The 20,969-nt window shown below is 61.6% G+C and carries 25 protein-coding genes and 2 pseudogenes; 13 read left to right on the top strand and 14 right to left on the bottom strand.

Going from position 1 to position 20,969, the window contains the following annotated elements; genetic code table 11:
* Positions 1-363 precede the first annotated feature (363 nt).
* Together DU490_RS08955 and DU490_RS08950 are read left to right on the top strand one after the other, a co-directional pair.
* Entirely contained in the window at positions 364-615 is a 252-nt protein-coding gene (locus DU490_RS08955; RefSeq protein WP_114573973.1) for a type II toxin-antitoxin system Phd/YefM family antitoxin, read from the top strand.
* On the top strand, positions 612-866 hold the full coding sequence (locus tag DU490_RS08950; protein WP_114573961.1) for a Txe/YoeB family addiction module toxin: 255 nt from the start codon (positions 612-614) through the stop codon (positions 864-866). Before DU490_RS08955 ends, DU490_RS08950 begins: the two co-directional genes overlap by 4 nt.
* 762 nt (positions 867-1,628) lie before the next feature.
* On the opposite strand, the gene katG is transcribed toward DU490_RS08950, so the two are convergent.
* The 6 genes from katG to DU490_RS17310 form a co-directional block, all read right to left on the bottom strand.
* Positions 1,629-3,827: a catalase/peroxidase HPI gene (gene katG, locus DU490_RS08945; protein WP_114573960.1), complete on the bottom strand. Its 2,199-nt coding sequence runs from the start codon at positions 3,825-3,827 to the stop codon at positions 1,629-1,631.
* Between the two features lie 263 nt (positions 3,828-4,090).
* A complete protein-coding gene (locus tag DU490_RS08940) occupies positions 4,091-4,354 on the bottom strand; it encodes a Txe/YoeB family addiction module toxin (protein WP_114573959.1) in 264 nt (87 codons plus the stop codon).
* The gene (locus DU490_RS08935; RefSeq protein ID WP_114573958.1) at positions 4,351-4,593 is read right to left on the bottom strand and encodes a type II toxin-antitoxin system Phd/YefM family antitoxin; all 243 of its coding nucleotides are present in this window, start codon (positions 4,591-4,593) and stop codon (positions 4,351-4,353) included. The genes DU490_RS08940 and DU490_RS08935 overlap by 4 nt, the downstream gene beginning before the upstream one ends.
* Before the next feature lie 179 nt (positions 4,594-4,772).
* Positions 4,773-5,435 carry a BBE domain-containing protein gene (locus tag DU490_RS17320; RefSeq protein WP_220270473.1) on the bottom strand — a complete coding sequence of 221 codons (663 nt, stop codon included), beginning with the start codon at positions 5,433-5,435 and terminating at the stop codon, positions 4,773-4,775.
* On the bottom strand, positions 5,432-5,818 hold the full coding sequence (locus DU490_RS17315) for an FAD-binding oxidoreductase (protein ID WP_258801541.1): 387 nt from the start codon (positions 5,816-5,818) through the stop codon (positions 5,432-5,434). The genes DU490_RS17320 and DU490_RS17315 overlap by 4 nt, the downstream gene beginning before the upstream one ends.
* A complete protein-coding gene (locus tag DU490_RS17310; protein WP_220270471.1) occupies positions 5,818-6,111 on the bottom strand; it encodes a hypothetical protein in 294 nt (97 codons plus the stop codon). Before DU490_RS17310 ends, DU490_RS17315 begins: the two co-directional genes overlap by 1 nt.
* 188 nt (positions 6,112-6,299) lie before the next feature.
* On the opposite strand from DU490_RS17310, the gene DU490_RS08925 reads away from it, so the two are divergent.
* Positions 6,300-7,007 (top strand): helix-turn-helix domain-containing protein, encoded by a 708-nt coding sequence (locus tag DU490_RS08925; RefSeq protein ID WP_114573957.1) that lies wholly within the window; start codon positions 6,300-6,302, stop codon positions 7,005-7,007.
* A 573-nt stretch (positions 7,008-7,580) separates the two neighbouring features.
* Here DU490_RS08925 and DU490_RS17440 read toward each other — a convergent pair.
* Positions 7,581-7,700, bottom strand: a pseudogene (locus tag DU490_RS17440) (TetR/AcrR family transcriptional regulator); the annotation flags it as partial.
* An 88-nt stretch (positions 7,701-7,788) separates the two neighbouring features.
* Here DU490_RS17440 and fabF point away from each other — a divergent pair.
* Positions 7,789-9,054, top strand: coding sequence for a beta-ketoacyl-ACP synthase II (gene fabF / locus DU490_RS08915; RefSeq protein ID WP_114573956.1), 1,266 nt, complete (start codon positions 7,789-7,791; stop codon positions 9,052-9,054).
* A 75-nt stretch (positions 9,055-9,129) separates the two neighbouring features.
* On the opposite strand, the gene DU490_RS08910 is transcribed toward fabF, so the two are convergent.
* The 4 genes from DU490_RS08910 to DU490_RS08895 all read right to left on the bottom strand — a co-directional run bounded on the left by DU490_RS08910 (position 9,130) and on the right by DU490_RS08895 (position 12,988).
* Complete coding sequence (locus tag DU490_RS08910; RefSeq protein ID WP_258801537.1) at positions 9,130-9,933, bottom strand: sensor domain-containing diguanylate cyclase; 804 nt, start codon at positions 9,931-9,933, stop codon at positions 9,130-9,132.
* Between the two features lie 3 nt (positions 9,934-9,936).
* Positions 9,937-10,068, bottom strand: coding sequence for a hypothetical protein (locus DU490_RS17435; protein ID WP_255774874.1), 132 nt, complete (start codon positions 10,066-10,068; stop codon positions 9,937-9,939).
* A gap of 31 nt (positions 10,069-10,099) precedes the next feature.
* Positions 10,100-12,292, bottom strand: coding sequence for an OsmC domain/YcaO domain-containing protein (locus DU490_RS08905; protein ID WP_114573955.1), 2,193 nt, complete (start codon positions 12,290-12,292; stop codon positions 10,100-10,102).
* A 372-nt stretch (positions 12,293-12,664) separates the two neighbouring features.
* A complete protein-coding gene (locus DU490_RS08895) occupies positions 12,665-12,988 on the bottom strand; it encodes a YkgJ family cysteine cluster protein (protein WP_114573954.1) in 324 nt (107 codons plus the stop codon).
* A 259-nt stretch (positions 12,989-13,247) separates the two neighbouring features.
* Here DU490_RS08895 and DU490_RS08890 point away from each other — a divergent pair, with 259 nt between their 5' ends.
* Both DU490_RS08890 and DU490_RS08885 read left to right on the top strand, forming a co-directional pair.
* Positions 13,248-13,931, top strand: a complete 684-nt coding sequence (locus DU490_RS08890) for a type 1 glutamine amidotransferase domain-containing protein (RefSeq protein ID WP_114573953.1) — start codon at positions 13,248-13,250, stop codon at positions 13,929-13,931.
* Positions 13,928-14,386 (top strand): thioesterase family protein, encoded by a 459-nt coding sequence (locus DU490_RS08885; RefSeq protein ID WP_114573952.1) that lies wholly within the window; start codon positions 13,928-13,930, stop codon positions 14,384-14,386. Before DU490_RS08890 ends, DU490_RS08885 begins: the two co-directional genes overlap by 4 nt.
* On the opposite strand, the pseudogene DU490_RS08880 reads toward DU490_RS08885, so the two are convergent.
* The 3 genes and pseudogenes from DU490_RS08880 to DU490_RS08870 all read right to left on the bottom strand — a co-directional run.
* Positions 14,318-14,610, bottom strand: a pseudogene (locus DU490_RS08880) (LysE family translocator); the annotation flags it as partial. The gene DU490_RS08885 and the pseudogene DU490_RS08880 overlap by 69 nt on opposite strands.
* Positions 14,611-14,672: 62 nt before the next feature.
* Positions 14,673-15,044, bottom strand: coding sequence for a hypothetical protein (locus DU490_RS08875; RefSeq protein ID WP_114573951.1), 372 nt, complete (start codon positions 15,042-15,044; stop codon positions 14,673-14,675).
* A gap of 67 nt (positions 15,045-15,111) precedes the next feature.
* Positions 15,112-15,810, bottom strand: coding sequence for a LysM peptidoglycan-binding domain-containing protein (locus DU490_RS08870; protein WP_114573950.1), 699 nt, complete (start codon positions 15,808-15,810; stop codon positions 15,112-15,114).
* On the opposite strand from DU490_RS08870, the gene DU490_RS16985 reads away from it, so the two are divergent.
* The 7 genes from DU490_RS16985 to DU490_RS08840 all read left to right on the top strand — a co-directional run bounded on the left by DU490_RS16985 (position 15,809) and on the right by DU490_RS08840 (position 20,756).
* Positions 15,809-16,075: a hypothetical protein gene (locus DU490_RS16985; protein WP_147270452.1), complete on the top strand. Its 267-nt coding sequence runs from the start codon at positions 15,809-15,811 to the stop codon at positions 16,073-16,075. The genes DU490_RS08870 and DU490_RS16985 overlap by 2 nt on opposite strands.
* Before the next feature lie 85 nt (positions 16,076-16,160).
* Complete coding sequence (gene glnH / locus DU490_RS08865; RefSeq protein ID WP_114573949.1) at positions 16,161-16,898, top strand: glutamine ABC transporter substrate-binding protein GlnH; 738 nt, start codon at positions 16,161-16,163, stop codon at positions 16,896-16,898.
* A 51-nt stretch (positions 16,899-16,949) separates the two neighbouring features.
* Positions 16,950-17,606, top strand: a complete 657-nt coding sequence (glnP, locus tag DU490_RS08860) for a glutamine ABC transporter permease GlnP (protein WP_114573948.1) — start codon at positions 16,950-16,952, stop codon at positions 17,604-17,606.
* 2 nt (positions 17,607-17,608) lie between these two features.
* Positions 17,609-18,331 carry a glutamine ABC transporter ATP-binding protein GlnQ gene (gene glnQ / locus DU490_RS08855; protein WP_408941346.1) on the top strand — a complete coding sequence of 241 codons (723 nt, stop codon included), beginning with the start codon at positions 17,609-17,611 and terminating at the stop codon, positions 18,329-18,331.
* On the top strand, positions 18,321-19,373 hold the full coding sequence (locus tag DU490_RS08850) for a C45 family peptidase (protein WP_258801535.1): 1,053 nt from the start codon (positions 18,321-18,323) through the stop codon (positions 19,371-19,373). Before glnQ ends, DU490_RS08850 begins: the two co-directional genes overlap by 11 nt.
* On the top strand, positions 19,342-20,268 hold the full coding sequence (locus tag DU490_RS08845) for a MurR/RpiR family transcriptional regulator (protein ID WP_258801533.1): 927 nt from the start codon (positions 19,342-19,344) through the stop codon (positions 20,266-20,268). The genes DU490_RS08850 and DU490_RS08845 overlap by 32 nt, the downstream gene beginning before the upstream one ends.
* An 80-nt stretch (positions 20,269-20,348) precedes the next feature.
* Positions 20,349-20,756 (top strand): glutaredoxin, encoded by a 408-nt coding sequence (locus DU490_RS08840; RefSeq protein WP_114573946.1) that lies wholly within the window; start codon positions 20,349-20,351, stop codon positions 20,754-20,756.
* The last annotated feature ends 213 nt before the right edge of the window (positions 20,757-20,969 follow it).

Below are 20,969 nucleotides of genomic sequence, written 5' to 3'. Positions count from 1 at the left end.
CTACACGAGCGAATCGCTGCGTTGCGCTTCATTTCGCTCGACGATTTGTTCAGCGATTCCTTTGGAGATACCACTGTTATTCGTTTATTAGTCAATCGTGCCGAACGCGGAGAGCATACCAGTGACAAAAGCCGTTATCTGTGGGGCTTCGCCGACAGCGGTGTAGGAAATGGCTTACAAAGGAGACTGACAACCTATGCCGCCCTCCCCCAATCTCAAGGGGCTGGAAGCGGTATTGGAGTGCAGCGGGGAGGAAGCGGCGGGGAGGGAGCGGCGGGAAATCGGCCGCTATACGGCCGATTGTCAAACGCTTTTCAGTACGGCATTATGTACAGGGACAAGATCTTGTACAGGAGCAGCCTTATGGATGCCATTAGCTACACAGCCGCAAGAACCAATCTAGCGAAAACCATGGAGCAGGTCTGCGAAGACCATTCTCCTGTGATCATCACCCGTAGCAAGTCGCAGTCCGTGGTGATGATCTCTCTTGAGGACTACGAGGCGCTGCAAGAGACCGCCTACCTCCTGCGCGCACCAAAGAATGCCCAGCGTCTGCTGGAGTCTGTCGCCGAACTGGAGCAAGGTGGGGGTCAGGAAAAGGGACTTCTTGAATGAAACTCATCTTCTCCGAGAACGCCTGGGAAGACTATCTGTACTGGCAGAAAACGGACAAAAAGACCCTTAGCCGAATCAATAAGCTGATCAAGGAAACCAAACGAGAACCGTTCGAAGGTGTCGGCAAACCGGAGCCCCTCAAACATAGCCTCGCAGGTTACTGGTCCCGTCGAATTAACGAAGAGCACCGCATCGTTTATAAAGTCACGGATGACGCTTTGCTCATTGCCCAGCTGCGATACCACTACTGATCCTGAAAAGGCGGCGAGCGAAGGCCAGACAAGGCAAAAATCAGCGACAAATCGTCAGGATAGACGATTTGGGCAGCTCCGCTGCTCGAAGAGCGAGCGACAGGGATGTCGCGAGTCCAAAACGGAGTTTACGGGGTGTAAATGAGTACTTTGAGCCGGTTTTTAACGCCGTAGGCCGAGCGCAGCCAGTTTTTGGGCAGAGCCTAAGCCGTCTACTGCAGCTTTTTACCTACCGTACACAACCGTTACACTGAGGGCAACGCCAACGAAAGAATGAGGTTGAAATAAATGGTTCTACGCAGACTGGCGTGAAGAGGCCGCAGGCCTCCCGGCGGGGTTGCCAGTGCCAGCGACCATCGCCAACGCCGTGGCCTCCGCCAAGGCGCCTGACGGCGCCAGTCGCGATGGAAACCAGCGCTCCAACAAGGGCAGCAGTAACCGCGCTGTAGGAGTATCTTTAGATCACGACTGGAGGCCGCAGGCCTCCCGGCGGTGTTGGAAACGTTACGGTTATCGCCGTGGCGGCGGGCCCCTCCAAGGCGCCTCTCGGCGCCAGTCGCGATGCAGAGTCGGGGCGCCGAACCGAGCGCTCCAACAAGGAGCGCCTGCGTCGCTATCGCCGAGGCGTCCTTCCACAATGCAGTCTGTGCAGAGCAGGTTCACGCCAAAGTGTGAAGAACCAAATAAATACCCCGAAGCCTGGATACCCAGCTTTCGGGGTCGGTTTTGAAGGAGGCCCGCGTTACAACCGCGGACCTGTCATCAGCGGTGCAGGTCGAAGCGGTCGTTCTCCATGACCTTGACCCAGCCTTTCACGAAGCGGTCGAGCATGCGCTCCTCACCGCCGTTGGCGGCGTACTCCTCGGCGATGGCGCGTAGCTGGGAGTTGGAGCCGTAGACGAGATCGACGCGGGTGGCCGTCCACTTTTTCTCGCCGGTGGCGCGGTTGCGGCCTTCGAAGCGTTCCTCTTCCTCGTCGAGGGGCTCCCACACGGTGCCCATGTCGACGAGGTTGACGAAGAAGTCGTTGGTCAGCTGGCCGGGGCGGTCGGTGAGGATGCCGTCGTTGCTGTCACCCACGTTGACGCCGATGGCGCGCATGCCGCCGAGCAGTGCGGTCATCTGCGGTACGCTGAGGTTGAGCATGAAGGCGCGGTCGATCATCAGGTGCTCGGCCGGGATGGAGGTCACCTGGGGCTGCATGTAGTTGCGGAAGGCGTCGTGCCTCGGCTCCAGGTAGGCGTGGGTATCCACCTCAGTCATCTCCTGGGTGGCGTCGGTGCGGCCCGGGGTGAAGGGCACGGTGACGTTGTGCCCGGCCGCCTTGGCCGCCATCTCCACGCCGACGCTGCCACCCAGCACGATCATGTCCGCCAGCGAGATGTTGGCGTCCGAATCGCCCCTGATCTTGTCGAGCCGGTCGATCACATCAAACACGCCGGAGCGCAGGCTGATGTCCCAGCCGGTTTGCGGCTCGAGACGGATGCGCGCGCCGTTGGCGCCGCCGCGGTGGTCGGTCTGGCGGTAGGTGCAGGCCGCAGCCCAGGCGGTGCCCACCAGCTGCTTGGCGCTGAGGCCGGCGTCGGCGATCTGCTGCTTGAGGGTGGCGATCTGCTGCTCGTTGACCAGCGGCCCCTGGTGCTCGGGCACCGGGTCCTGCCAGACGAGCACCTCGTCGGGCACCTGCGGGCCGAGATAGCGGGCGCGTGGGCCCAAGTCGCGATGCAGCAGCTTGTACCAGGCACGGGCGAACTCGTCGGCGAGCTGCTCGGGGTTCTGGTGGAATTCCTTGGCGATCTCGAGATAGGCGGGATCGGTGATCATCGCCATGTCGGCGGTGTTCATCACCGGCGGGTTCTTCTTGCCTTCGACGTGGGCATCGGGCACCCAGAACCCCTCCTTCACCTCGACCGGCTCCCACTGGTTCGCACCCGCGGGCGACTTCTTGACCTCCCACTGGTGGGCGAAGATGGTGTTGAGGTAGGCGTTGCCCCATTGGGTCGGCGTCGGGGTCCAGGCGCCTTCGAGGCCTGAGGTCACGGTGTACTCACCAAGGCCGGTCTCGTTCTTGTTGGCCCAGCCGATGCCCTGCTGGTGGATCTTTGCGGCCTCGGGCGCGTCGCCGACGGCATCGGGCGAGCCGTTGCCGTGCATCTTGCCGAAGGTGTGGCCGCCAACTGTCAAGGCGACGGTCTCGCGGTCGTTCATACCCATGCGGGCGAAGGTCTCGCGTACGTCCTGGGCGGACTTCATCGCGTCGGGAACGCCGTTCGGGCCCTCCGGGTTGACGTAGATCAGCCCCATCTGCACCGCGGCGAGCGGGTTATCGAGGGTGCGGCTGCCGTCTTCCCAGGTGCCGGTATAACGCTCGTCGTTGGTCGAGAGCCACTCGGTCTCGGGGCCCCAGTAGATGTCGTCCTCCGGCGCCCAGATATCGGCGCGGCCGTAGCCGAAACCGAAGGTGCGAAAGCCCATCGTCTCCAGCGCCCGGTTGCCGGCGAGAACCAACAGGTCGGCCCAGGAGATCTTCTCGCCGTACTTCTGCTTGATCGGCCAGAGCAGTCGGCGCGCCTTGTCCAGGTTGCCGTTGTCGGGCCGGCTGTTGAGCGGTGCGAAGCGCTGGGCGCCGGTGCCGCCACCACCGCGGCCGTCGACCGCGCGGTAGGTGCCGGCCGCGTGCCACGACATGCGTATGAAGAACGGCCCGTAGTGTCCCCAGTCGGCGGGCCACCACTCCTGGGAGTCGGTCATCAAGGCATCGAGGTCGGCGCACAGTTCGTCGACGTCGAGCTGCGAGAACGCCTCGGCATAGCTGAAGTCGGCACCGAACAGACTGGCGTCGGGGGGTTTCTGGTGAAGAATATTGAGCCTGAGCTGGTCGGGCCACCAGTGCTCGTTCCCCTGCAGACAGGACGTGGTGCGTGCCCCCCACTCCTGGCGCGTAGGCTTCTGATCAGACACGGTATTCTCCTCGACTAGATGGTGGCCTACAGGCAATTTGAGCCGACACAGCCGTATCGCCTCATTTTTTGTAAACACCTACCGGCCCTATGCCGAAGGCATTGAGGGTTCCTATAAGCCATCAGTATTAGTGAAGGATTCAGGACCGAAGCCGTCAAGGCGAAGGGAGGCTTTCGCCTCGATAGGGGCAGGCTATGAGGGCAACCACCAGAAGGCTAATGTCCGAAGCAGTAGAAAAATTGTCCGTAAAAAGCGGTTAGGCATCAATCGTAATGACTCCAGAGCCGGAGAACTTTAATGACTCGTTCGCCTTCAAGCACCTGGTACACCAGACGATGCTGAATATTGATGCGGCGTGAGTAGGCTCCCGCAAGATCACCGATAAGCTTCTCAAACGGAGGCGGCTTCCGATACGGGTCTTCTGCAATCAGTGCCAGCAATTCCTGAGCTTTTGGTTTCAGTCCGCTGGAGGCCAGCTTCTTGGCATCTTTCTGGGCTTGCTTGGTATAGACCAACTTCCATGTCACCAGTCGAGCTCCTCGTCGCACTCATCGACAGGGGCATCCATCCCCTCGCGAATAGACTCCCGCATGCCGGGCACAGAAAGCAGGTATAGCGTTTCCTGAATGGCCGACCAGTCTTCTTCGGACACCAGGACGGCTTTATTCCGCTTACCCAGGATAACGATCGGCTGGTGAGATTCAGCCGTTTCATCGATCAACCGATACAGGTTGCTGCGTGCCTCAGTTGCGGTTATTCCGGTCATGGTCCACCTCTGGTGTGTTCACCCTTTCATCAATTGTACGTCTTCAGGTACGTACGTCAATACGAACGCCATGGGTGACGACCGAAGCCTGTTCGGATGAGCGCGTTTTCACCCACCTCACGGTAAAACAGGCAGCCTAGGCGCAGGCCACCGAACGGCTTAAACGGCAAGCGCCCGACTCAGCCGGGTGCGATGTTGCGATTGACGCGCAAGCGGTTGTCCGGGTCCCAGCGACACTTGATCTCGGCGAGCCGCTGGAGCGCCGGACCAAGGGCCGCTTCAATGCGCTCCGGGCCTTCGTCCTCGGTCAAGAAATTGATGTAGGTACCGCCGGTGGAGAAGGCCTTCAGGTCGTCCCACGCCTCGCGGGCCCAGGCGATGTTCGCCGCGTCGTCCTCCGCCGATTCCCAGGCGCCACCCGCGTTGAAGACATAGCGTGCATCGCGGTTGCCCACGGCCGAATGGTCGTCGTCATGCCGGTTCAGGGCGCCGCCCAGCTGGAACAGGATCACCGCCGAGTGCGGCGAGCGGATGCGTCCGGCATGCTCGATCGCCTTGTCGCACAGCGCGGGCTCGATACCCGGTAGGTACTCGCTCTTCCAGTAGTAGCGCCGCCCCTTGGGCTGGGTGGCATCGAGCAACTTCTGCATCTGCGCATAGGGCCGCCGCACCAGCACGTCGCCGATGGGCTGGCCAAATGCCTTGATCGGCGCGGCCACCAACTCGCCCTCCTTCGGGTCACCGCTATAGCAGGCAAGCAGCGCCACGATCGGCTGGCCGTGGTACTCCTTGGGCAGCCAGAGGGCCGGCGGCGCGGGACGCATCAGGGCGACCAGGGTCAACTCGGGCGGAGCCTGCTCGGACCGACGGGGTACAACTGGTAGTCGAAGCCGGTTACCACGCCGAAGTTGCCGCCGCCGCGCAGGCCCCAGAACAGGTCGGCATGCTCATCGGCACTGGCATGCACCAGGCTGCCGTCGGGAGTCACCACGTCCATGCCCAGCACATTATCGGTGGTATAGCCCCAGCGCCGGCTCAGGTAGCCGAAGCCGCCTTCCAGGGTGAGCCCGGCGATGCCGGTGGTGGAGATGAAGCCGAGCACGGTGGCCAGGCCATACACCTGGGTCTCGCGGTCCACGTCACCGAGCACACACCCCGCCTGGGCATGGGCCACCCGGCGTTCGCGGTCGACCCAGACCCCGCGCATCAGCGAAAGGTCGAGCATCAGCGCGCCATCGGCCACCGCCAGGCCTGCGATGTTGTGGCCGCCCCCCCCTTGATGCAGAGCAGCAGGTCGTGCTCACGGGCGAAGCGCACGCACGCCATCACGTCGGCGACCCCAAGGCAGCGCACCACCATAGCCGGCCGCCGGTCGATCATGGCGTTCCACAGGCGACGCGAGGCTTCGTAGTCCGGGCCCTCCGGCGTCAACAGCGGGCCCTGAAGCTGGAGCTTCAAGCCGGCCAGCATGTCCGGGCTCAATTCGATCTCGGTACCCTCGAGTGTTGTGGCTTTCATGGTCAGGGCTCCTGTCGTCACCAATGTTTCAGGTCTTGTTGTTCCAGGTCTTGGTCGCCAAAACTCGCCATACGAAGCCAAGAGAAAGACGTACGACTAAACTTAGTTGAAGCGCCGGCGCGACAGGAATTCACGATCTGTACCACATGGACAGCGCCGTCGATACGCCGCCCCGAGGAGGCAATTCGATGACTGACTGGGGATACAAGCAGTTCTGCCCCGGGGCCATGGCCTCGGAGGTATTGGGCACCCGCTGGACCATCCTGGTCATCCGTAAGCTCTTGTGCGGCAGCCACCGCTTCAATGACCTTCGCCGTGGCCTGCCGCATATCTCGCCGGCCCTGCTGTCGAAGCGGCTACGCGAACTGGAGGCGCTCGGCGTGGTGAGCCGTCAACACGACCCCGCAAGCGGCAACCCGCTCTACCAACTGACCGAGGCCGGCGAGGAACTGCGCCCGGTGATCATGGCGATGGGCTGCTGGGGACAGCGCTGGCTGGAAACGCAGCTCTCCATGAAGAACCTCGATCCCTCGCTGCTGATGTGGGACATGCGCCGCAACCTCAATCCCGAGCCTCTGCCGGCCCGGCGTATCACGATTCAGATTCTGTACCACGACGTGACGCCCAGGCGGGCGAAGTGGTGGCTGATCATCGACAAGTCGAGCGCGGATGGCGTCGTCGACCTCTGCAAGAAGGACCCCGGCCACGATGTCGACCTCTACGTGGTCAGCGACCTGCGCACCATGACCGCCATCTGGATGGGCCTGATGAGCGTGGTGGAGGCACAAGACAGCGGCAAGCTTCAACTGACCGGGGAGCGCCAGCTGCAGGCCGACATGCATCGCTGGCTGGGCCTGAGCGTCTTCGCCGGTGAGTCCAAGCGGGTCGGCCCCTGAGCAGAGCCGGGCTCGGCGCACAGAAGTATGCCACGCGGGGCTCCGCTCCTGCCCTGCCTCGCCCAGCATGCTCTCCAGCTCGCTCTCGTTGACACCGAGCATCTGCAGGATGTTGCGCTGGGCGGCGTTGAGGATGTGCTGGCGCTCCTGCTCGCCGGGCAGGCTCTTGGCGATGGCCACGGAGCCCACCAGGGAGGCGAGAATGGCGCGGGACTTGTCGGCGATGACCTCGCGGTCGGGTTCGAAGGGCAGTTTCTTCAGGCGGCTCAGGGCGATGAGCCGGGTTTCCAGCATCTTCTTCACGCTCAGGTAGGAGGCTTCGAAGAGCGTGCGGATCTCGGCGTTCTCGTTGCCGATCTCGTTGAACAGCACCGACTCGGGGCCCGGCTTGCGCTTGCGTTCCAGCTCCTGGAGGTTCCAGCAGTTGGCGACCAGGTCCATCAGGTGCTTTACCGAGAGCGGCCCCTTGACCAGCCTGGCCGCGCGGCTGCCCTCCAGGGTTTCCCGCACCGAGGCATGGTAGAGCGCTTCCTTCGAGGAGAAGTGCGCGTAGAAGGCGCCATGGGTCATCTTGGCCAGCTTCATGATCTGGCCGATGGAGACCTTCTCGAAGCCTTTGCGGCTGAACAGCTCGATAGCGGATTTGAGGATGCGTTCCCGCGATTTGGCCTTGTGGTTCGTCGAGTAGGGCATGGCAACCTCACACTCCGCTGAATATTACCTTGATCATATCAAGCCCAGTGTTAGCGTGGCACAACCCCCAGCTGTTCAGGACATAACCATGCAATCACCGCTCGTCATCACCGGCATGGGCAAGATCAGCCCACTCGGTTCCGGCGTCAAGGCAGGCTGGGAGCGCCTTCTTGCCGGCCGCTCCGGTATCTCTCCGATCAATCGCTTCGATACCGGCGAGCTGCCGATCAAGGTCGCGGGCTCGGTGCCCGACATCGCCGACGACCCGGAAGCCGGCTTCGATCCGGACCGCGTGGCCGACGCCAAGGAGCGTCGCAAGATCGAGCTATTCAGCCTCTACGCCATGGCCGCCGCCGAAGAGGCGCTGACCCAGGCCAACTGGTTCCCGTCGAGCGAGGCGGACCAACTGGCCACGGCCACCATCGTGGGCTCCGGCATCGGCGGCTTCCCCACCATCACCCAGGCGCAGAACACCCTGTCGACGCGCGGCCACCGCCGGCTCTCCCCGTTCACCGTGCCGGCCTTCCTGGCCAACCTGGCGGCGGGCAATGTGTCGATTCGCTATGGCTTCCGCGGGCCGCTGGGCTGCCCGGTGACGGCCTGCGCGGCCGGCGTACAGGCCATCGGCGACGGCATGCGCATGATCCGCAGCGGCGAGGCCGACGTGGCCCTGGTGGGCGGTGCCGAGGCCTGTATCGACCCGCTGTCGCTGGCCAGCTTCCACGCCATGAAGGCGCTCTCCACCGAGCAGGACGACCCCGCCAAGGCGTCGCGACCCTTCGACCAGGCCCGCAACGGCTTCGTCATGGGCGAAGGCGCAGGGCTGCTGGTGATCGAAACCCTGGCCCACGCCGAGGCGCGCGGGGCGACGCCCCTGGCCATCCTCAGCGGCTATGGCACCAGTGCCGACGCCCACCACATCACCGCCGGCCCGGAAGACGGCTCGGGCGCCGCGGCGGCCATCCGGTCAGCACTGCGGATGGCGGGGCTGTCTCCCGAATCGATCGACCACATCAATGCTCACGCCACCTCGACGCCGGTCGGCGACCGGGCCGAGATCGCATCGCTGCGCAACGCCTTCGGCGACGCCCTCGCCGGCATCACGATCTCCGCCACCAAGTCGGCCACCGGCCACCTGCTCGGTGCCGCCGGCGGCGTGGAAAGCATCTTCTCCGCCCTGTCTGTCATGCACGACCGCCTGCCCCCTACCCTGAACCTGGAGAACGCCGACGAGGACCTGCAGGACCTGGACATCGTCACGGGCTCGGCACGTGAACATCACACGCAGCACGTGCTATGCAACGGCTTCGGCTTTGGCGGGGTGAATGCGGCGCTGATCGTGAGCAAGGTGTAGGGGCTAGCCCGTTGCACTAGGTGCTTATAAACGACAACATCCCGAGTCATTAACGGGCTCGGGGTGCCCTCTTTGTCACTCCCCAACGATACGATCCCGCCCGTTCTGCTTGGCACGATAGAGTCGCCGATCCGCCTGCTCGACCAGGCTGGCCGGTGTGCCGCCGTCCGCCGGCTTGGCGGTTGCCACCCCCATACTGGCGGTGACGAGGTGAGAGACATCGGAAGCTCGGTGCGCTATGGCCGCATCGCTGATGGCTGCTCGGCAGCGCTCCGCCACCTGCCGTGCGGCTTCAAGGTCCGTCTCTGGCAAGACGAGCGCGAACTCCTCACCGCCGAAGCGTGCCAGCAAATCGCGTGGCCGCAACAGAGAGGAACCGAGAATATGCGCCACGCGTCGCAGGCAATCGTCGCCGACGAGATGGCCATAGTGATCGTTGTACTGCTTGAAGCAGTCGATATCGAGCATGATGAACGAGAGAGGCAGACCGGCGCGCCGGGCACTCGCCCATTCGGACTCCAGCACGGAATCGAGCAGGCGGCGATTCGCCACTCCCGTGAGACCATCCTGATAAGAGAGCTCCTCGAGCTCCCGCTGTAGCCGCAGCAGCTTCTCTTCGTTCTGCTTGCGCTCGCTGATGTCGAACATGAAGCCGATCAACGCTTCCGCATCGCCGACGCTATTGCGCACCACGTGCACGACATCACGAATCCACATGTAGGTGCCATCGGCTTTCAGGGCGCGGCAGTCCGCCTCGTGATCGATGCCCGCCTTGGACTGTTCCACGCAGAAGTTGACGACCCGATCACGGTCATCCGGGTGCATGCGCTCGGCCCAGTCGTCGATACCGACCCAACTGCCCTGGGACCACCCCAGCAAGCGCTAGATCTGAGGACCGATATAGGCGAACCGCAACGTTTCCCAATCGATTTTCCAGGGGATGGCCTGGGTAGACTCCAGCAGCGTTTTATAAACGGCGGTGTCTAACCCCATCTCAGTGTCATCGTCACTCATGGCTTCATGGTTCCCCCAGTTCTGATATGGCTTACAGCGCCACCCCCGCCCTGGCGGCGCGGTGAGCGTGCAGCTTCTTGTAGCTTTCGATCAGGCGCTGGTGCTTCTCCAGGCCTTCCAGCGCCATGCTGGTGGGTGTGAGGCCGTGGAAACGAACCTCACCCATCACCGAGCCGACCACGGCCGCCATGGTTTCTTCGCCGAACATGCGCTGAAGGTTGTGGAGGAAGTCGCCCAGCTCCAGCTCGTCGTCGAGAAGGATTTCCAGCACCGCACTCACCGCACGGTAGAAGAGCCCGCGCTCCACGGTGTTGTCGTTGTACTGCAGGAACATCTCGACCCGCTCGAGCGCCTCTTCATGCTGCTGCAGGGCCAGGTTGATCAGCAGTTTCAGCTCGAGAACGGTGAGCTGCCCCCAGTCGGTGTTCTCGTCGAACTCGATGCCGATCAGGGTGATGATGTCCATGTGGTCGTCGAGCTGGCTCTCTTCCAGCCGTTCCAGCAGGTCGGCCAGCTGCTCGTCCTTCAAGGCGTGGAGGTTGAGGATGTCCTCGCGGTAGTCCAGGGCCATGTTGGTGTTGTCCCAGATCAGGTCGTCCACCGGGTACACCTCGGAGTAGCCCGGCACCAGGATGCGACACACCGGGGCGCCCAGGTCCTCGTGCACGGCCATGTAGGTCTCCAGGCCCAACTCCTCGAGAATGCCGAACAACGTTGCCGCCTCCTCCTCGTTCGTACCGGAGAAGCCCCAGTCGCAGAACTCGTACTCCGACCTGGCACTGAAGAAGCGCCAGGAAAGCAGCCCCGAGGAGTCGATGAAGTGCTCGACGAAGTTGTTTGGCTCGGTCACGGCCATGGTATTGAAAGTCGGCGGCATGAAGTCGTTCAGGCCCTCGAAGCTGCGGCCCTGCAGCAGCTCGGTGAGGCTGCGCTCCAGCGCTACCTCGAAGCTGGGGTGCGCACCGAAGGAGGCGAAGACGCCGCCGGTACGCGGGTTCATCAAGGTCACGCACATGACAGGGAACTGGCCGCCCAGGGAGGCGTCCTTGACCAGCACCGGGAAGCCCTGCACCTCCAGCGCCTGGATGCCTTCGAGTATGGCGGGATACCTTGCCAGCACCTGCTGGGGGACGTCGGGCAGGGCGATCTCCTCCTCGATGATCTGCTTCTTCACCGCCCGCTCGAAGATCTCCGAGAGGCACTGCACCTGCGCCTCCTGCAGCGTGTTGCCGGCACTCATGCCGTTGCTGAGGTAGAGGTTCTCGATCAGGTTCGAGGGGAAGTAGACCGTCTCGCCATCCGAGCGGCGCACGAAGGGCAAGGCGACGATGCCGCGCTCTACCTTGCCGGAGTTGGTGTCGATCAGGTTCGAGCCGCCCAGCTCGCCCTCCGGATTGTAGATCGCGAGGCAATGGTCATCGAGGATGCCTTCGGGCAGCTCGTCGTTCGGCCCGGGCTGGAACCACTTCTCGTTCGGGTAGTGGACGAACTCGCTGTTCGCGATCTCTTCACCGAAGAATTGGTCGTTGTAGAAGAAGTTGCAGCTCAGGCGTTCGATGAACTCGCCAAGCGCCGAACAGAGTGCGCTCTCCTTGGTGGCGCCCTTGCCGTTGGTGAAGCACATCGGCGAGGCGGCGTCGCGAATGTGCAGCGACCACACGTGGGGCACGATGTTGCGCCAGGAGGCGATCTCGATCTTCATGCCCAGGTCCGCCAGCATGGCCGACATGTTGGCGATGGTCTGCTCCAGCGGCAGGTCCTTGCCCTCGATCCAGGTGTAGGCAGCCTCGTCGGGCTTGGCCATCAACAGGGCCTGGGCGTCCTCGTCCAGGTTCTCCACCGTCTCGATCTGGAACTCGGGGCCGGTCTGCACCACTTTCTTGACGGTGCAGCGGTCGATCGAGCGCAGGATGCCTTCGCGGTCCTTCTCGGAGATGTCTTCCGGCAGCTCGACCTGGATCTTGAAGATCTGGTTGTAGCGGTTTTGCGGATCGACGATGTTGTTCTGGGAAAGTCGAATATTCTCGGTAGGGATGTTACGCGCCAGGCAGTAGACGCGAACGAAGTAGGCTGCACACAGCGCGGAAGACGCCAGGAAGTAATCAAAGGGGCTTGGCGCCGAACCCTCACCTTTATAGCGAATGGGCTGATCAGTGATGACGGTGAAATCGTCAAACTTGGCTTCAAGTCTGAGATTCTCGAGAAAATTGACTTTGATTTCCATTAACTGGGCACCGGGCGTAAAAGCTTGGGAAGGGCGAGGGGCGCGTGGCTGCTACCGTATGGGGCGTGATGGTATCACCTGACAATCGGCCGCTGAAAGCGAACTGATCAGTCTGGCCCGGCAACGGTACGCTATCGCCGTCATGCTAAGGGGAGCAGAAACGCAACCAGGACCGGTTCACGGGTGAGCTTTCGCTGCCCGGCACCCGCAGCGGCGTGCTCAACCGGCTGATGTGTCAACTATTTGCGAGCCGTGAACGCACGGCACGTCTCTATCCGCTGCTCAGGGCGTATCGGAACGGCTTGTTGAGGGTATTGGGGATGTTGAGGGTGTTGGGGAAGTCGCGCATTGACAACGTGAAGCGCTGAGACCTCACCAGATGCGCGGTAATGGGGTGTGATGGAATTTATCCAGCTCTTTCCTTTCTGTAAGACACTCATGCGAACCCACTTCGAACTCGCGACAAATCCAGGGACGATGTTCGTAAATCGTGCACATGAAGGTTTCACGATCCAACGCCGAGCACCAACCATCCTGCAAACGCCGCATGCTTTCTCCGCCCCACTCATCGTAAGCAACATGCTTTTCGGGAACACCCGTATCTGAAATGATCATTACTTCTAATCGACAGCAGCAAGCCTGACAACTTGAACAAGAAACCTCAGGCTCGGCTGTTTTTTTAAAAAATACAGACATTTATCGGCACTGCCAGCTAAATTTCACAACAGTACTTCAATTCAGCCAGCAATTCAATTTATAGGAAATCACTCGTTACTCATAAAATGGCTTTACGAAGTAACAAGCTGGGTGTCAAGAGCATCCAGGAGAATTCACATTTTTGAATCTCCCTCTCGCTGGCAAACACAAGTATGCCTTGCCTGGACAGACACGCTACGCTCAAGACAAACCACGTCCATGCACACAGCTACCGCGGGCATCAATACAGGAGAAATTCATGAGCCAACGTATTCTGATGGTACTTACCTCTCACGACCGCCTCGGCGATACCGGCGAGCCGACCGGGTTCTGGCTGGAGGAACTGGCGGCACCCTACTACGCCTGCCTGGATGCCGGCGCCGAGGTGGTACTGGCTTCGCCCAAGGGCGGCAAGCCGCCTCTGGACCCCAAAAGCGACGCCAAGGATAGTCAGACCGAGGCAACCCGTCGCTTCAAAGAGGATGGCCAGGCTCAGCAAGCACTGACCAATACTCGCCGCCTGAGCGAGGTAAGTGCCGACGACTTCGACGGCGTCTTCTACGCCGGCGGCCATGGCCCGCTGTGGGACCTGGTGGACGATGCAGACTCCATCCGTTTGATCGAAAACTTCTGGGCGCAGCAGAAGCCGGTAGCTGCCGTTTGCCATGCTCCCATCGTGCTGATCCATGCCCGCGACACCGAGGGACAGCTGATTATTCGCGGCCGCCAGGTCACTGGCTTCACCAACGAAGAAGAAGATGCTGTAGGCCTCACCGATGTCGTACCGCATCTGGTGGAGAATGCCATGATCGAAGGCGGAGCCCACTATTCCAAGGGGGACGTCTTCACCCCCTACACCCGTCGTGATGGCCAACTGATCACGGGGCAGAACCCACCCTCCTCCGAGCCTACTGCCAAGCTACTGCTGGAGGCGCTTGCATGAGCCAAACCGAGAATCCGCTCGACCCGCAAACCCTGACGCTGGATGACTTTCCTGTCCACGATTTCGACAAGCTGCGCTATGCCGATACCGACCGCCAGGGGCACGTCAATAATGCGATCTTTTCCACATTCCTGGAGAGCGGGCGGGTCAATGTCATCTACAATCCGGATGCACCGCTGGTAGAGGAAGGCACAGCCTTCGTCATCGCCCGCCTGGAGTTGAACTTCCACCGGGAGGTGAACTGGCCCGGGCAGGTGGAAATTGGCACGCGAGTCACACGTGTCGGTCGCAGTTCGCTTACCTTGCAACAAGGCGTGTTCCAGGACCTACGCTGTGTGGCTACGGCCAATACAGTCATCGTTCAGGTGGACGAGAGCACACGCCGCTCACATCCGTTTGGCGACCGCGCCCAGGCTACGCTTGAGAAGCTGGTGGCCCCGGCTCGACTGGCCTGAACCAGACCCCGCCTTTGCATGCGCGATGCAGGGAAGCGCCACCAGCTCGGCAAAACCTGCCAGTATCAAAGCATTTATCAGTGTATCGCCGCCCTGGGCGGGAAACCCGCCATCAGCGCCAGGCCCATGACCCAGGCTTTGGGGTTGGCGAACAGGAAGGCTGTCGCCTGCCAGAAGCTCAGCGGCCGCCCTTCGCCGCGACGGCACAGGTCGGGCGGCGGCGCCGGGCGCTGCATGAGGCCTTGCCTCAATGCCGTCCCTTGCATGTCACGCATTCCTTATCCGCTCACTCCGGCGCGCTCAACGGCTCGACATGTTCCAGTGTCAGCCGGCGTCCTTCCGTCGTTGAATACTCGAAATGGCCGACGACACGCACGCGTTCGCCCAGATGCGGCGCGATCTCCTCATGGGGGAAGATTTCGACGCGGTTGAGGTCCTGATCCTCGACCCAATAGTGCAGGGGCTTTTCAAAGTGACGCACGACGCCCTCGGTGGCAACCGTGGCGCCATCATGGGACGCCGGGTTTGCCGCCAGCACGGATAGCGTCACTTCCACCGCGCCATCATTGCCACCACAGGCCGCCAGGAACAGCAGGCAAGTGCCGACCACAAGCCCGGCGCGCCCCTGCGCCGGGGTTGGCTTTCGCAGACCATTCATGTCCCTCCTCCCTCGGCCGTCGGCCATACCGACAGCTGAACCGTGCTCTTGATGACTGCCTTTGTGCTCAGCGGGGCAATACGAGCGTCAGGCCAGGCCAGACCAGATCCGGATTGCGCAGCACATGGGCGTTGGCTTGATGAATCTCCTCCCAGCGGTTGCTGTTGCCATAATAGCGCCCAGCGATGCCGGCCAGGGTATCCCCACGCCGAACCTCGTATAGCGTATCGCCGCGACCCCGTGCGACCAAGGCCTGGTCTCGCTCCAGCTCCTCGATGAGCTGGTCGATGTTCTCTTCCAGTCCCGCGTCGCTACCGCCGGCCCGGAGTAGCTCACTGCGCGCCGAGCGTATGGCCTCGGCCGTCAGGCGCGCCGAATTGATGGCCGAGTCGAGGTCGAGATCACCACCCTCTTCCTGAGGCAGACGCGCACGCAGTGCGCTCAGCTCGCGCTGGGCCTGGCGCAACTGGGCCTCGCGCTCTTGCAACTGGGCCGACAGATCATCGGCTTCTTGCCCGTCCATGGCCGGCTCGTCCGTCGCCCGGTCGTCCGAGGCTTCGGCGTCAGCGTTCGCATCAGAGACCCTGCCTGCGGTCGCGTCGGCCACCTCGTCGGCCTGCTGAGCCGCTTCAGCATCTGTCGCCTCCTCCTCCTGCTGAGCGATAGCCAAGCCGGAGAGAGCAAACACCAGCAGGCCCGCCGCCAACAAGTGACTGGCTTGGCCGTATCGTCTCGGTCCAGTGGGAGTAACAAAAGGATCGTGCATGGCAAATACCTCTCTGCAACGTTTATGGTTGCAATGTCTTGTTATAAATCGTCAAACGCCTTTCAGCAAAGGCCAGGGAGCGTGCCTGCGCAAGCGCGACCCACGCATCCCAGTATGGACAGCCATGGACGAAATTGCCCGCCGCTACTTCAACGTATATCAGGCCAGCCTGTTTCAGCAGCACTGCATTTGCGCATGGCGAACCGATGCGACGCTGACTGAAACATTTTTTTACGCAAAAATATTGCTCATTAGTAAAATTTAGGCAAATATATTTGCAGGATGCTGTAAATGGCATTTCTGCACCGCACAACCATGACATTGCACAACAATGACAAGAGGAATACATCATGAAGCAATTAATTACCTGGTCCGCCCTCGGCCTCTCCCTGGCCGTCGCTTCTGCCGCCACAGCGGACAAATTGATCGTTGCCACCGATACCGCCTTCGTACCCTTCGAATTCATGCAGGATGGGGAATACGTTGGCTTCGACATCGATATGTGGGACGCCATCGCCCAGGACAATGGCTGGGACTACGAGCTGCGCCCCATGGATTTCTCGGGAATCATCCCGGCCCTGCAGACCAATCAGGTCGATGTCGCCCTAGCCGGCATCACCATCCGTGAGGACCGTGCCGAGGTCATCGACTTCTCCGACGGCTACTACGATAGCGGTTTCACTCTGATGGTCCCGATAGACAGTGAGATAGAGACCACCGCGGACCTGGCCGGCAAGAGAATTGCCCTACGCATGGGTACTTCCGCCGCCGACTATGCCCAGGAGCACTTCAGCGAAACCGAACTGCGCCTGCTGCCCAATATCGACAACGCCTATCTGGAACTACGTTCGGACCGTGTCGACGCCGCCATGCACGATACCCCCAACGTGCTCTATTACATCGCTACCGCCGGCGATGGCCAGGTCAAGGCTGTTGGCGAGCAGATGATGGCCCACGAGTACGGCATCGGCTTTCCCAAGGGCAGCGAACTGGTCGAGGACGTTAACGCATCGCTTGCGGCCATGCGTGACGATGGCCGTTATGACGAGATCTATGAGAAGTGGTTCGGTACACGCCCGGGCGAGTGAGACAGGCCACTGCCCTTCCTCACGACACCCTGACGAAAACCGAGGTACACGATGAATACAGATTGGTCGGTCATCGCCACCTTCATGCCGCAGTTGCTGAATGGTGCCAAGATGACGCTTTTCATCACCCTGGTCGGGCTGGTCGGTGGCATGGTGGTCGGCGGTATCGCCGGCCTCATGCGAACCTACGGCAACTGGCTACTCAACTACACGGCAATGATCTACATCGAGGTGATTCGCGGAACGCCCATCGTGGTGCAGGTGATGTTCCTCTACTTCGCCTTGCCCGTACTGGCCAGTATTCGCATCGACCCCCTGACGGCGGCAATGATCGCCATCATCATCAATGCCGGCGCCTATATTGCCGAGATTGTCCGAGGCTCACTGCAATCGATCAGCCGTGGGCTTGCCGAAGCCGGCCTGGCGCTGGGCCTGCCGCGCTGGAAGGTATTGGTGCATATCGTCGGGCCGCTGGCATTCCGCCGGCTGATCCCCCCACTGGGCAACCAGTTCATCATCAGCCTGAAGGACACGTCGCTGTTCATCGTGATCGGCGTCAGTGAGCTGACCCGGACCGGCCAGGAGATCATGGCGGCCAATTTCCGTGCCGTGGAGATATGGAGTGCCATCGCGGTCATGTACCTGATCATGACCGGCACCCTCACCCTGATGCTGCGTTACATCGAGAGAAGGATGAAGATCCTATGAGCATCATCGAGTTCAAGAACGTCTCCAAGCATTTCGGTGCGCTCAAGGTACTCGACGAGGTCGACCTCAATATCGACCAGGGCGAAGTGGTCGTATTGATCGGGCCTTCCGGTTCAGGAAAATCGACTCTGCTGCGTTGCATCAATGGCCTGGAGATGATCACCGGCGGCGACTTGCTGGTAGACGAGATCAGCGTACTGGCTGGCTATGCCAAGCTGCGCGAGATTCGTCAGGAGGCTGGCATGGTATTCCAGCAGTTCAACCTCTTTCCTCAGCTGACGGCGCTGGATAACGTCGCCTTCGGACCCAAGCATGTACGCGGGCAGTCCACACGCGAGGCCAGGGCTCAGGCGTTGGCTCTGCTCGACAAGGTCGGGCTCAAGGATCGTGCCGACCATTTTCCCAACGAGCTCTCCGGCGGGCAGCAGCAGCGTGTCGCTATCGCCCGGGCGCTGGCCGTCAAACCCAAGGTGATGCTGTTCGACGAACCCACCTCAGCGCTCGACCCGGAGCTCAAGCAGGAGGTGTTGAATGTCATGCGTGACCTGGCTGAGGAAGGCATGACCATGGTGGTAGTAACCCATGAAATGTCGTTTGCCAAGCAGGTCGGCTCACGGCTGATCTTCATGGAGAACGGTAAGATCGCGGTGGATGGTCACCCCCAAGAAATCCTCTCAAGTGACAGTAACCCTCGGCTGAAGGACTTCCTGCGCCATGTCCATTGACTTCTCCAGGGCCATGGATACCGAGGGTCTGCAGCGGGTGTCGGTCAGTGGCGATCCTTTCCGGACCGGCCAGGCTCTGGGTCGACACGGCCACCGCGCGGTACACGACAAGCTGGTTGAAAGCGGTATCTGGCGTGAGGTCACCAGTGAGCGACATCATGGACGGGTAGCCCGCCTGCTCGAACATAGCTGCCGCCATCATCCCGCCGTGGTCGAGGAAATCCGTGGGCTCGCCCAGGGCCTGGAGCTGCCCTTTCAGGCGGTATTTGCCTGGAACTGCCGGGGTGACCTGCTCGCCAACAGCCCGGATGGCTGCACTACCGTAATGATTCCAGGCCCCGAACCCTGCATTGCCCACAACGAGGATGGCCTGCCCTTCTTCGATGGCGACAGCTTTCTTGCCAGCGTCAAGCCCGATGAGGCCCCCGCTTTTCTGGCCTTCTGCTATCCCGGCTCCATCCCGGGGCATACCTTCGCACTGACGGCGGCAGGCATCGTTCAAACGGTGAACAACCTGCGATTGAAACGGGTCCCGCCCGGTGTGCCGCGAATGGTGCTGGGCCGGGCAATGCTCTCGCTGACCTCGCTGGACGAGATCCACGATCTTCTGCGGCAAGCTCCGGCCAGCGGTGGCTTTCACTTCACCCTGGCTCAGCGCGGTGATCCGCGGCTGCGCTCGATCGAGGTGGGTGCCGGCCAAGTATCGCATCGCCACGTGGACTCGGTTGCGATCCATGCCAACCATGCGCTCCATCACGATTGGCGCCACACGCACCAGATTGTCACGCGCTCCTCCCACGACCGCCAATCGCGAGGGAGCGAGCTGATCGCCGCCGGCGAGCGCGACCCCCTCGCCATCCTGATGGACACGGGCGGCAAGGGCCTACCGATCTACCGGCGCGAAGCGGACGACCCGGATCACGAGAACACCCTTGCGACGGGTATCTTTCGCCTGCTTAATGATGGCATTCAATGGGAAGTTCACACCCCGGGGAGATGCAGACCACTTCATGGCACCGACAGCTCACTCTTCGAACAATGAAGGTCAGGCGCCTCGTACCCTCGAGGAGCTGCGTGCCCTGTCCATCGCAATCTCTCGCGGCGAAACCGGCCTCCGCCTTGGCCCCCGCGCCCGTGAGGTGCTGTCACAGCTGATAGAACTGCGAGGCGACCAGTCACTGCTGTCGATTTCCTCCCTGGCCCGCCGCCTGAACGTCAATCCGTCGACCATCTCGCGGCTGGCCCGGGCATTGGGCTACGAGCGCTTCGGCGAATTGCAGAGCCTGCTGTTGAGCTCCAGCCTGACCCCCGCCCGATCCTTCTATCGCCAACACGCCACCGCGGCGCTGGCAGCCGACAAGCAGGATCTGCAGACACAGGCCAGGCAGCTATGCGGGGAGCATCAGCTCAATATCGAACGCTTCATGGACGGGTTGACCAACGAGGATCTTGGGGCATTCGCGACCACGGTGATGGGTGCCCGACGGGTACGCCTCCATGGCATGCGCCAGTTTCACGCCTTCGCCAGCTTTCTGGCCTATGGGCTGGGCATGATCCGCTCGGACGTGGGCCTGCTCAGCAATGACAGTGTTGGAGTGGCCGAGGGTCTCGCCTCGATGGCGGCGGGCGATGTGTTGATCACCGCCAGCTGCAAGCCCTATACGCGCCATGTGATCGACGTATGTCGAGCGGCACACGACATCGGGATTCGCACCATCGTTGTGACCGACTATTCGAGCTCCCCCCTCGTTCGCCACTCGGAGATCGCCATCCTGGCGCCCCATGAGTCGAGCTTCATTTCCAACAGCATGGTCACGTTCCTCGGTGCAGCGGAGTGCCTGGTCAATGCATGCGCCACGGTGGGCGGCGACGGCGCAGCCGAAGCGCTCTCTCGGCGCGACAAGCTCATCGACCAGCTTGACATCGAAATCGGCTGACCATGGCATCCCGGCGCATAGAACGGCATCATGGGCAGCCCGAACACATTCATTCACGACCGAGACCACCCCTACACCCCATGAAAATCTTGATTCGCTACTTCTTTCGCGGCGTGCGCCTGGTGCTATCGCCGATCCTGCTGGCCTCCGAGAAACTGAGCACGCCGACTGCGATATCGCGTTCCCCCGAAGCACAGGCCGAGGTGGACGCCGCTTGCGCTCGATTGGCGCTTTACCAGTTCCAAAGCTGCCCCTTCTGCATCAAGGTGCGCAAGGAGATCGCCCGGCTGGGTCTTAATATCGAGCTTCGCGACGCACGCAACGACCCGGAACATCGCCAGGCATTGGAAGCCGGCGGCGGACGGGTCAAGGTACCTTGCCTGCGCATCGCCACGGAAGATGGCCCTGACGAGTGGCTCTACGAGTCCGATGCCATCAATGCCTGGCTGCATCGCCATTTCGGCGACGCACAGCATCAGGCGGCCTGACTGTCCTCCACGCTGGCCAATAGGCGATTGGCCAGCGTCAACTAGAGAAACATCAGGAGCAGTCCAAGCAGCGTGCTCATACGCAGGATATGGTTTCGCTTCATGGCCAGCCTCCTGTCCGCCCATCGCCATTCCGCACAAGCCAGCCCGAGATTGATATCCAACGAATCGAGGCCGGGTCTTCTTCATGGTATACGCTGTCGTCGTATCTCA

This window comes from Halomonas sp. DQ26W, from assembly GCF_003339685.1.
In the GTDB taxonomy this organism is placed as follows: Bacteria; Pseudomonadota; Gammaproteobacteria; order Pseudomonadales; family Halomonadaceae; genus Halomonas.
This window is presented reverse-complemented; position numbering and strand designations above follow the sequence as displayed.

Coding starts and splice junctions, on each gene's coding strand:
- DU490_RS08955 (WP_114573973.1), top strand. CDS start 364: ATGGATGCCATTAGCTACACAGCCGCAAGAACCAATCTAGCGAAAACC.
- DU490_RS08950 (WP_114573961.1), top strand. CDS start 612: ATGAAACTCATCTTCTCCGAGAACGCCTGGGAAGACTATCTGTACTGG.
- DU490_RS08935 (WP_114573958.1), bottom strand. CDS start 4,593: ATGACCGGAATAACCGCAACTGAGGCACGCAGCAACCTGTATCGGTTG.
- DU490_RS17315 (WP_258801541.1), bottom strand. CDS start 5,818: ATGCTCGACCTTTCGCTGATGCGCGGGGTCTGGGTCGACCGCGAACGC.
- DU490_RS17310 (WP_220270471.1), bottom strand. CDS start 6,111: ATGAAAGCCACAACACTCGAGGGTACCGAGATCGAATTGAGCCCGGAC.
- DU490_RS08925 (WP_114573957.1), top strand. CDS start 6,300: ATGACTGACTGGGGATACAAGCAGTTCTGCCCCGGGGCCATGGCCTCG.
- fabF (WP_114573956.1), top strand. CDS start 7,789: ATGCAATCACCGCTCGTCATCACCGGCATGGGCAAGATCAGCCCACTC.
- DU490_RS17435 (WP_255774874.1), bottom strand. CDS start 10,068: ATGAGTGACGATGACACTGAGATGGGGTTAGACACCGCCGTTTATAAA.
- DU490_RS08905 (WP_114573955.1), bottom strand. CDS start 12,292: ATGGAAATCAAAGTCAATTTTCTCGAGAATCTCAGACTTGAAGCCAAG.
- DU490_RS08895 (WP_114573954.1), bottom strand. CDS start 12,988: ATGTCTGTATTTTTTAAAAAAACAGCCGAGCCTGAGGTTTCTTGTTCA.
- DU490_RS08890 (WP_114573953.1), top strand. CDS start 13,248: ATGAGCCAACGTATTCTGATGGTACTTACCTCTCACGACCGCCTCGGC.
- DU490_RS08885 (WP_114573952.1), top strand. CDS start 13,928: ATGAGCCAAACCGAGAATCCGCTCGACCCGCAAACCCTGACGCTGGAT.
- DU490_RS08875 (WP_114573951.1), bottom strand. CDS start 15,044: ATGAATGGTCTGCGAAAGCCAACCCCGGCGCAGGGGCGCGCCGGGCTT.
- DU490_RS16985 (WP_147270452.1), top strand. CDS start 15,809: ATGGCAAATACCTCTCTGCAACGTTTATGGTTGCAATGTCTTGTTATA.
- DU490_RS08870 (WP_114573950.1), bottom strand. CDS start 15,810: ATGCACGATCCTTTTGTTACTCCCACTGGACCGAGACGATACGGCCAA.
- glnH (WP_114573949.1), top strand. CDS start 16,161: ATGAAGCAATTAATTACCTGGTCCGCCCTCGGCCTCTCCCTGGCCGTC.
- glnP (WP_114573948.1), top strand. CDS start 16,950: ATGAATACAGATTGGTCGGTCATCGCCACCTTCATGCCGCAGTTGCTG.
- DU490_RS08850 (WP_258801535.1), top strand. CDS start 18,321: ATGTCCATTGACTTCTCCAGGGCCATGGATACCGAGGGTCTGCAGCGG.
- DU490_RS08845 (WP_258801533.1), top strand. CDS start 19,342: ATGGCACCGACAGCTCACTCTTCGAACAATGAAGGTCAGGCGCCTCGT.
- DU490_RS08840 (WP_114573946.1), top strand. CDS start 20,349: ATGAAAATCTTGATTCGCTACTTCTTTCGCGGCGTGCGCCTGGTGCTA.